The sequence below is a fragment of the Bacillus sp. V33-4 genome (assembly GCF_002860225.1).
Taxonomy (GTDB): Bacteria; Bacillota; Bacilli; order Bacillales; family Cytobacillaceae; genus Bacillus_BJ; species Bacillus_BJ canaveralius.
Window position 1 is genome coordinate 1 of record NZ_PGVC01000074.1, and the last position, 4,005, is coordinate 4,005.

Annotated in this window: 5 protein-coding genes; 4 read left to right on the forward strand and 1 reads right to left on the reverse strand. The window is 39.6% G+C overall.

All coding sequences use genetic code 11. The annotated features are described in order from the left end of the window. The first annotated feature begins 81 nt into the window (after positions 1–81). The 4 genes from CVD23_RS20705 (at position 82) to CVD23_RS22135 (ending at position 2,762) form a co-directional block, all read left to right on the forward strand. Positions 82–684: a methanogen output domain 1-containing protein gene (locus tag CVD23_RS20705; RefSeq protein ID WP_101667047.1), complete on the forward strand. Its 603-nt coding sequence runs from the start codon at positions 82–84 to the stop codon at positions 682–684. Positions 685–1,274: 590 nt separating this feature from the next. Further along, complete coding sequence (gene fosB, locus CVD23_RS20715) at positions 1,275–1,697, forward strand: metallothiol transferase FosB (protein WP_101667049.1); 423 nt, start codon at positions 1,275–1,277, stop codon at positions 1,695–1,697. Positions 1,698–2,010: 313 nt separating this feature from the next. After that, the gene (locus CVD23_RS20720) at positions 2,011–2,340 is read left to right on the forward strand and encodes a hypothetical protein (RefSeq protein WP_101575437.1); all 330 of its coding nucleotides are present in this window, start codon (positions 2,011–2,013) and stop codon (positions 2,338–2,340) included. Positions 2,341–2,426: 86 nt separating this feature from the next. Next, complete coding sequence (locus CVD23_RS22135) at positions 2,427–2,762, forward strand: hypothetical protein (protein WP_180955746.1); 336 nt, start codon at positions 2,427–2,429, stop codon at positions 2,760–2,762. Positions 2,763–2,797: 35 nt separating this feature from the next. Here the strand turns inward: CVD23_RS22135 and CVD23_RS20730 are convergent, their stop codons facing one another. After that, complete coding sequence (locus tag CVD23_RS20730) at positions 2,798–3,667, reverse strand: cation diffusion facilitator family transporter (RefSeq protein ID WP_101667050.1); 870 nt, start codon at positions 3,665–3,667, stop codon at positions 2,798–2,800. Positions 3,668–4,005: the final 338 nt, after the last annotated feature.

Here is a 4,005-nt window from a genome sequence, read left to right on the forward strand (position 1 = left end):
GCTACGCCATTATCTGGATGAGAAGGGAAATAATTCTCCTACAAACATTTTACTCATACCAAGTCGGCGCTTACGGGAACAGTGTTCCTTTCAAAACTCATCACTCAATATGCACATATCCACCAGAAGACAGTTGGGAAGACGGCCGATGAATATGTGCGGCAAATTGGGCTGCGGACAGGGGAATGGATTGAAAGCTTTTATGGTGATAAAGATGCGGCCTGGACGATTGATGAGTATGCGGAAGTGATCGTAGATCTGAAAAATTCGATTGGAGGCCACTTTTATATTTCAGCTGTTCATGAAGATCATGTGGTTGTGAAAGCAAAAGAGTGTCCTTTTGGGGAGGTTGTTAAGGATGCTCCTCATTTATGCAATATGACATCAAGCGTATTTGGGGGCATTGCTTCCCGTAAATTCGGATATGGAAAAGTAAGCTTAAGAAAAAGGATCGCCGTCGGGGATGAAGGATGTGAAGTAGCGGTCTACTTCCGTCCGGATAAGAGTGAGGAAGGTGACGTGTATGAAAACATTTCCCGCACACCGGATAATGGCGACCCTTTTAAATGGGAAGAGGATACGATTTTCCTTTTAAATGAACAGCTAAAGCAAAGCGATGAGCTCGTCATGAAACTTTTGAATGAATTGGAAGACCTACGGCAGCAAGTCAAACAGGAAATCTAGAAAATTGAACCATTGCGACAATCTCCCAATTGAATTGTACCTTTGCTTAATCGGGATCAAGGATCATCGAAATGTCGTCATCTGCATTATTTCCCCGGGAATTGAAAAAGCAGGCATAAAATGTTGTGGGAACAATCAAGATAAAGGAGTTATTCTCTTTTATTCGACAAATTATGTTAAGTTTTTCACAAACTTTTCATCTTTTTACCATAATCAAAGTGTTTATTGAGATAAAATGGTAGTGAGAGATACTTCCATTACTTTTTAAAAAGAGAATTGAGCTTCCTTTTTAAATCGAAACAACAACTACCAATTTACAGCAGAACTTGAAAACGATGTATATCAAGAAATTGTGTCTAGCCCTTGATAGTATCGGGGTTCTTCTCGTGTTAAAATTGAGTGTTTTATCTGAACGTAGTGGGATACAAAAGTCATTGGAACTGGCTATCTAGTGAGCACATTTTCCCTTTTATCTGAACAGAGTGGGTTGTAAAGTGTTATGTAATACCCCTGAGTATGCTGGAGCAATTAAGGGGATGGGAAGTTAGTGGCAATACCAAATACAAAAAAGGTGGGAGGAGGATGTATTTTTGCGTATCAAAGGGTTAAATCATTTCTTGTTTTCTGTGTCGGATTTAGATAAGTCTATTGAGTTTTATCAAAATGTGTTTGGAGCCAAACTTTTAGTTCAGGGGAAGAGTACAGCCTATTTTGACTTCTTGGGGATGTGGCTGGCCTTAAACCTGGAAAAGGATATAGATAGAAGTGAAACAAATGATTCTTACACCCATATTGCTTTTTCACTCGACGAAGACGATTTTGAAAAAATGTATGAACACTTAAAAAGCTTAAACGTAAATATTCTGCCCGGCCGTAAAAGGGATGACCGGGACAAACAATCGATCTACTTTACAGATCCGGATGGCCATAGATTTGAATTCCATTCGGGTACATTGCAAGACAGGCTTGACTATTATAAGCAAGAAAAACCCTACATGAAGTTCTATATTTAGCGAATTTTGAGCAATTACCAAAAGCATTATTCAAAAATGATGCTTTTTTTTCACGGAAAGATACTGAGAAAAATAAGATAAATTGAAGCCTAACCTTTTAATGGTGTACTCGTATTATTGAATGAAAAATCCACCGTGCAAAATCCTGTTACAGCCTGTGTAAGGATAGGGAATCTTCGTCCATAATGATTCTCCCCAGAAAAACAATCAACGGAAGCGGAAAATTCCACATTTGCACTAAGGTTTTTGTCCAATTAGTTTTAGGTTAGCTGAATAGTATAGGATTAAGCAAAGAGAAAGGGGTGTAAAACAGATGAATAAACCATGGTTCCGAAATAACGGTGGCGGAGACAATCGAAGCAGGAGCTGGTCAAGGTCCGATAGCGAGTCTGATGTTGATATTGATAACGAGAATGATTCCAGAAGCGACTCTGAAGTGGATTCCGAGGTGGAAACAGATAACAAGCTGAAAAATAGGAACTACAACAGGGCGGAAGCGAAGGTTGTCGACAGTGGAAACGCCAAAGTTCACATTGATGTCGATGTTGATTCTGAATCGAGAGCAAGAGCTCGCACTCGTGCCGATGCTGATGCTGATCAAGAAGCAGATCAAGAGCAAGACAACGACCAGGAGCAAGACTAACAATAATAAAATGATCTTTAACGAACCAGGGGTATATTCTTATACCCCTATTCTTAAATTAACTGGGATTTGAAATGAGGATTTTTATGAAACCACGAGGGATCAATTATCCATTTCGGGTTCGGGAACAGGAATCCCATCCCGATGAACAAAATGAGTCTGTTAATGAGTCTCAAATTACCCAGTCTTCCATTGGCGATAGCGGTAACTCAGATGTCGATGTAAATGTGAATGTGAATGTTGATACGATGCCAATTGCAATAGCCATTCTCTGTCAGGCCCTGGCAAACAAACAATTGTCGCAGCGAGAGTTTGAATCGGCGGTGAGTAATTTAGTGGAAATCACGGATAAGTATCGAGAAATACAGAAAGATCCAGAATCAAAAGTACAACTGTTTAATCGGAATGTTTGGAGAAGATAAAACTGTACAATGATCTTCTCCAAATACATAAACAGTTAATTTGGTTCAACATGGACATGGACATCGTAAACATCGTGCTCTTTTATTAATGCTTCTTCGACATTTGTCGATATATCATGGGCATTGCGGATATCCAAATTCGAATTTACAAAAATAATGATATCGACGACTATGTTATTTCCGTAATTCCGGGCTTTGATTGTTTTAATTCCCTTGACACCATAAATCGTTTGCACTGTTTCTTTATAGTCGTCAATTTTCTGCTCGTCAAAGCCATCGGTTAAATGATGGGAAGCTTCGCGGAAAATAACCCAAGCGGTTTTGCAAATCAATAAACCGACAATAACAGCAGTCAAAGGGTCCAGCCAGGCAAGGCCGAATTGTGAACCGACAATTCCAATAGCCGTTCCAATACTGACCCAGGCATCAGAAAGATTGTCCTTTGAGGCAGCCATTACAGACTGGCTGTTTATTTTTATTGCTAAATTTCTATTATAACGATAAACCAAATACATAACGACAGCACTCAGAAAGCCTGTCCACGCAGAAATCGGTGCAGGAGCCTGGTGATCTCCGGAAAAAACGGTTGTACCTGCACTATATAGAACTTGTATACCTACAGCCATCATAATAAAAGAAGCAAGTAAAGACGCAACCGTTTCCGATTTCCAATGGCCATAGGGATGATCTTCATCGGCAGGCCTTTGCGATAGTCTCAATCCTATTAAAACGGCGACCGATGCAATAATATCAGTTGAATTATTCAATCCGTCTGCCACTAAGGCTCTGGAGTCAGAGGTATATCCAATAAATAATTTCAAGGCAGAAAGGCAGAGATAAGCGATAATACTGATCATCGCTCCACGTTCTCCCATTTTTAAAGCAGTGTATTTGTCTTGATCCATGGCTAGTCCTCCATTTATAGTCCTTGCCTATCTTACCAAATGTTTCGCAAGTGGGTCTACAGCAACGTTTTTAATCTTCGCTATAAAAGTAACGGAAGTCAAAAAAAGTTTCGCTCAGCGAAAAAATAGGCGTTAGTCCACGAGGTGGACCGGAAAATTTTTGTGCTTCCATGACGTTCCTCAAATAATTACTTATCCTCACCCATGGTGTCCGCAAAGTTCCGGACGGCACGACTGATGCTAAAGACATTGCGAATTTTAGTTGTATAGGAAAAATCACTAGTGTTGCATTAATTAAATTTTAATATTAAAAAGACTCTAAATCTTCGCTAATTTTA